The following is a 5,378-nucleotide window of genomic DNA, read 5'->3' as shown; positions in this document are numbered from 1 at the left end:
GCACGGCGCGCGGGACCGCGGCGGGACCGCAGCCCGACCGCCGCGCCCCGCACCCGGGTGACCCGACGGCCGGGCGAGCGGGCAGGATGGCGGGTGTGAGCCTCCAGGACGACACCGTGCCACCGAACGACGCGACCGCGCCCACCGCTGCCGACGTACGCCGGTGGCAGCGCTACCTCGCGGACGAACGGGCCGAGGCCGCGGTGTACCGCAACCTGGCGGCGCGGCGGACGGGCGAGGAGCGTGAGATCCTCGCGGCCCTGGCCGAGGCGGAGGGCCGCCACGCGCAGCACTGGCTCGACCTGCTCGGTGCGGACGCCGGGCGGAAGCGGCGGGGCAGCGTGCGGACGCGCATCCTCGCGTCGCTGGCGAAGCGCTTCGGCTCGGTGTTCGTCCTCGCGCTCATGCAGCGCTCGGAGGACCGATCACCGTACGCCGACGACGTCGACGCGACGGCGCGGATGGCCGCCGACGAGCGCATCCACGGCGAGGTGGTGCGCGGCCTCGCGAACCGCGGTCGCATGCGGCTGTCGGGCACGTTCCGCGCGGCGGTGTTCGGCGCGAACGACGGACTCGTGTCGAACCTCGCCCTCATCATCGGCATCAGCGCCTCGGGAGCGGACCGGCACTTCGTCCTGCTCAGCGGCATCGCGGGGCTGCTGGCGGGCGCGCTGTCGATGGGTGCGGGGGAGTACGTCTCGGTGCGGTCGCAGCGCGAACTGCTCGAGGCGTCGGCGCCGCACCCGGAGGCCGGGCGCGCCGTGGCCGACCTCGACGTCGACGCCAACGAGCTCGCCCTCGTCTACCGAGCGCGCGGCATGGACGAGGCCGCCGCCGAACGACACGCCGCCGAGGTGCTCGCCGGGCTCGGCACGACCGGGGACCCTGGTGCGCCGACGCGCGACGACCACGAGGCGGTCGGCAACGGCATGAGCGCTGCGGTGTCGAGCTTCTGCTTCTTCGCGTCCGGGGCGGTGATCCCGATCCTGCCCTACGCGTTCGGGCTCGAGGGCTGGCCGGCGATCGGGCTCGCCGGCGTGCTCGTCGGCATCGCGCTCCTCGGCACCGGTGCCGTGGTCGGTGTGCTCAGTGGCGCGTCCCCGCTCCGTCGGGCGCTGCGGCAGCTCGCGATCGGGTTCGGTGCCGCCGTGGTCACCTACGGACTCGGGCTGCTGTTCGGGACCGGTGCCGCCTGACCGGTCGCCCGGCGCGTCGGCGTCACCGGCGGACCGCGGCCCGTGGCGGCAGGAGCAGCAGCGCGGCCGCGCCCACGACGACCAGCGCGATGCCGGCGAACACCACGAACACGGTCAGTGCCAGTCCGGGCGCGAGCAGGACCGCGACCCCGCCGAGGATCGACAGGACCCCGCTCACCGCGGTCGGCACACGCGACGACCCGGGGTGCCCGACGGTGGCGCCGATGATCGACACGACGCCCTCGACCACGAACCCGATGCCCGCGATCACCGCCAACACGACGAGCGGGACGGCGGGGTCGAGCAGGCACAGCAGTCCGGCGAGCCCCACCAGGACGCCGACGACACCCGAGGTCCAGCGCCACACCGGCGCCGTCCCGTGCCCCCGCACCGCCGCGACCACGCGGAGCGCCCCGGCGACGACGAGGTACACGCCGAAGAGCAGCGCGACGAGCACGAGCGACGGTCGGGGCCACACGACGGCGACGATCCCGAGGCCGATCGCGACGACGGCGGTGGTGACGACGAAGACGCGGAACGTCCGGACGGCGCGAGAGTCCACGAGCACCCTTCCCTGGTCGATGCGGCTCGGACACCGACGCTACCGCGCAGCCCGGCGGCGTGTCCGTGCAACCGGATGCAACCCCCGACGTCGTACCGTGCCGAACAGGCGCCGACCGTGCGCCCCGACAGCGTCGTCGAAAGGGCACCACCATGACCATCGCACCATCGCCCACCACCTACGCCGCACCCGGCGAGGAGGGCGCGCTCGTGTCGTTCCGCTCCCGGTACGACCACTTCATCGGCGGGGAGTACGTGCCGCCGTCGAGCGGGCAGTACTTCGAGAACCCGACCCCGGTCACCGGGCGGGTCTTCACCGAGGTCGCCCGCGGCGACTCGGCCGACGTCGACCGGGCGGTCGAAGCGGCGTGGAAGGCGTTCCCGGCCTGGGGCCGCACGAGCGTCGCCGAGCGGGCGGGCATCCTCAACAAGATCGCCGACCGCATGGAGGAGAACCTCGAGATGCTCGCGGTCGCCGAGACGTGGGAGAACGGCAAGCCGATCCGCGAGACCATCGGCGCGGACATCCCGCTCGCGATCGACCACTTCCGCTACTTCGCCGGGGCCATCCGTGCGCAGGAGGGGTCGACGGGCGAGATCGACCACGACACCGTCGCCTACCACTTCCACGAGCCGCTCGGCGTCGTCGCGCAGATCATCCCGTGGAACTTCCCGATCCTCATGGCGGTGTGGAAGCTCGCGCCGGCCCTCGCAGCCGGCAACTGCGTGGTCCTGAAGCCGGCCGAGCAGACACCCGCGTCGATCCACGTGCTGCTCGAGCTCGTCCGCGACCTCCTGCCCGCCGGCGTCGTGAACGTCGTGAACGGCTTCGGGTTCGAGGTCGGCGCGCCGCTCGCCCAGCACCCGGACGTCCGCAAGGTCGCCTTCACGGGCGAGACCACGACCGGGCGGCTCATCATGCAGTACGCGTCGCAGAACCTCATCCCGGTCACGCTGGAGCTCGGCGGCAAGAGCCCGAACGTGTTCTTCGCGGACGTCGCGCAGGAGCACGACGCGTTCTACGACAAGGCGCTCGAGGGCTTCGCGTTCTTCAACCTCAACCAGGGCGAGGTCTGCACGTGCCCGTCGCGAGCACTCGTCGCACGGGAGATCTACGACGGCTTCGTCGCCGACGGACTCGATCGCGTCAAGGCGGTCAAACAGGGCCACCCGCTCGACCTGTCCACGATGATCGGCGCGCAGGCGTCGAACGACCAGCTCGAGAAGATCCTGAGCTACATCGACATCGGCAAGCAGGAGGGCGCGAAGCTGCTCACCGGCGGCGAGCGCGCCGACCTCGGCGGCGACCTCTCGGGCGGCTACTACGTCACGCCGACGGTCTTCGAGGGCGACAACTCGATGCGGATCTTCCAGGAGGAGATCTTCGGCCCGGTGCTCGCGCTGACGTCCTTCAGCGGGTACGACGACGCGATCCGGATCGCCAACGACACCCTGTACGGCCTGGGCGCGGGGGTCTGGAGCCGTGAGGCGACGACGCTGTACCGCGCCGGCCGGGACATCCAGGCCGGGCGTGTCTGGTCGAACACCTACCACCAGTACCCGGCGGGTGCGGCGTTCGGCGGGTACAAGCAGTCCGGCATCGGCCGGGAGAACCACAAGATGATGCTCGAGCACTACCAGCAGACGAAGAACCTGCTGGTGTCGTACGCCGAGGGTCCGATGGGCTTCTTCTGATGCCGCCCACCGAGGGCGCGGCGGCACCCGGCCCCACCACTGCCCGGGTGGCGGTCACGCCGGCGGCGGGGGAGCTCTTGCGCTCCCTCGCCGCCCGGCACGGCCCGCTGATGTTCCACCAGTCGGGCGGCTGTTGCGACGGCTCGAGCCCGATGTGCTACCCGGTGGGGATGTTCCGCACGGGGCCCGGCGACGTGCTGCTGGGCGCGCTCGAGGTCGACGGCATCGACCCGGTCGAGGTGTACATGTCGCGGTCGCAGTTCGAGTACTGGAAGTACACGCACCTCACCATCGACGTCGTCGACGGCCGTGGTGCGGGCTTCTCCCTCGAGGTGCCGGAGGGCAAGCGGTTCCTGACCCGCTCGCGCATGTTCGACGACGCCGAGCTGGCCGACCTGGGCCTGGTCCCGTCCGCGGGTCGGACGTAGGCTGACGGCACCGACCGCGACGACGCGGCGGGGACCCGGACAGGAGGCACCGTGCACACTCCGTCCGGCCTCCGCCCGCTCGTCGCCGCGTCCTGGCGGCGGTCGGCCCGGGTCGACCCCGACGTCGTCCCGGAGCCCGCGGTCGACGACGACGAACTCGACGCGATGCGGCGCGCCGGACCGCTCGGCACGGCGCTGCCGGTCGTCCGGCGACTCCTCCTCGACGACGTCCGGTCGGCGGGGTGCGTGGTCGCCCTCGCCGACGCCACCGGCCGGCTGGTCTGGGTCGACGGTGCCCGGTCTGCGCGGCGCGCGGCGGAGGGCATGGGCTTCGTCGCGGGCGCCGACTGGGCCGAGGACCGCGCGGGGACGAGCGCACCCGGCACCGCACTCCGGCTCGGCCGACCGGTCCAGATCCACGCCGAGGAGCACTACGCCACGGCCGTGAAGCGCTTCTCGTGCACGGCGGTCCCGCTCCGCGACGCATCGGGCGCGCTCGTCGGCGCACTCGACATCACGGGCGACGACCGCGCGGTGGAGCGGCACACGCTGCCGCTCCTGACCGCGACCGCCGCAGCGGCGGAGGCCGAGCTCACCCTCGCGACGCTCCGCGCGGCGACCGCACGGCCGACGGTGACCGAGTCGGTCGAGCTGACGCTCCTCGGCTCGGACACCGCCACGTTGCGGACCGGTCGGGGGTCCCTGGCGCTGTCCGAGCGCCACTCGGAGATCCTCGCCGTCCTCGCGGCGAACCCGGGCGGCCTCGCCGCCGCCGACCTCGCCGTCGCCGTCTACGGCGACGTCCGCGCGGTCACGACGCTGCGCGCGGAGGTGGTGCGGCTCCGCCGTGTGCTCGCGGTGCACGCTCCGGCCGCGACCCTCGAGTCGCGACCGTACCGCCTCCGCGGTGTGCGCACCGACGTCGAGCACGTGCTGTCCGCGCTCGACCGCGGGGCGCGCCTCCAGGCCGTCGACCGCTACACCGGTCCGGTCCTGCCCGGCTCGGTGTCGCCGGGCGTCGACGACCTGCGCGACCGTGTGCGCGTCCGCTTCCGCGAGGCGATGCTGCAGGACGGCGGCGCGGACGCGCTGCAGGCGTGGGCGCGCACGCCGGACGGCGCAGCCGACGAGCAGGTGCTCCGTGCCGTGCTCGCGTCGCTGCCGCGGAGGTCGCCGCGACGGGCGGGACTGGTCGCGGCCATCGAGGCGATCGAGCGGCCCTGACGGGCGCGGCCGGACGGGAGGCACGACCCACGTCGACCGGTCGGCCGACGGGACGCGCCTCCCGCACCGGGTGCGTGCACGGGTGCGCCGCTCAGGACCCGCTGGTCGGGGCCGTCGTCGCGGGCGGCGTCGGAGCCGTGCCGTCTGCCTGCTTGCCGTCCTTCGGCGGGGTGGGTGCCGTGCCGTCCTTCGGCGGGGTGGGTGCCTTGCCGTCCTTCGGCGGGGTGGGTGCCTTGCCGTCCTTCGGCGGGGTGGGTGCCTTGCCGTCCTTCGG

Annotated in this window: 5 protein-coding genes and 1 pseudogene; 4 read left to right on the top strand and 2 right to left on the bottom strand. The window is 73.7% G+C overall.

From position 1 onward, the window contains the following. The first annotated feature begins 86 nt into the window (after positions 1 to 86). Positions 87 to 1,196, top strand: a complete 1,110-nt coding sequence (locus Csp2054_RS17525; protein WP_096900837.1) for a VIT1/CCC1 transporter family protein — start codon at positions 87 to 89, stop codon at positions 1,194 to 1,196. 22 nt (positions 1,197 to 1,218) lie between these two features. On the opposite strand, the gene Csp2054_RS17520 is transcribed toward Csp2054_RS17525, so the two are convergent. Then, positions 1,219 to 1,758: an HdeD family acid-resistance protein gene (locus Csp2054_RS17520; protein ID WP_176491778.1), complete on the bottom strand. Its 540-nt coding sequence runs from the start codon at positions 1,756 to 1,758 to the stop codon at positions 1,219 to 1,221. A 152-nt stretch (positions 1,759 to 1,910) separates the two neighbouring features. Here Csp2054_RS17520 and Csp2054_RS17515 point away from each other — a divergent pair, with 152 nt between their 5' ends. The 3 genes from Csp2054_RS17515 to Csp2054_RS17505 are packed head-to-tail and all read left to right on the top strand — an operon-like array spanning position 1,911 to position 5,104. Further along, positions 1,911 to 3,452: an aldehyde dehydrogenase family protein gene (locus Csp2054_RS17515; RefSeq protein ID WP_096900835.1), complete on the top strand. Its 1,542-nt coding sequence runs from the start codon at positions 1,911 to 1,913 to the stop codon at positions 3,450 to 3,452. Next, positions 3,452 to 3,880, top strand: a complete 429-nt coding sequence (locus tag Csp2054_RS17510; protein WP_096900834.1) for a DUF779 domain-containing protein — start codon at positions 3,452 to 3,454, stop codon at positions 3,878 to 3,880. Before Csp2054_RS17515 ends, Csp2054_RS17510 begins: the two co-directional genes overlap by 1 nt. Positions 3,881 to 3,931: 51 nt before the next feature. Further along, on the top strand, positions 3,932 to 5,104 hold the full coding sequence (locus Csp2054_RS17505; protein ID WP_096900833.1) for a GAF domain-containing protein: 1,173 nt from the start codon (positions 3,932 to 3,934) through the stop codon (positions 5,102 to 5,104). A gap of 91 nt (positions 5,105 to 5,195) precedes the next feature. On the opposite strand, the pseudogene Csp2054_RS18345 reads toward Csp2054_RS17505, so the two are convergent. Then, positions 5,196 to 5,378: pseudogene (locus Csp2054_RS18345) on the bottom strand (hypothetical protein); the annotation flags it as partial.

Origin of the sequence: Curtobacterium sp. 'Ferrero', from assembly GCF_002412165.1 — a bacterium.
Taxonomy (GTDB): domain Bacteria; phylum Actinomycetota; class Actinomycetes; order Actinomycetales; family Microbacteriaceae; genus Curtobacterium.
Note: the sequence above shows the minus strand (reverse complement) of the source record. Positions and strands in the feature narration are given on the sequence as shown.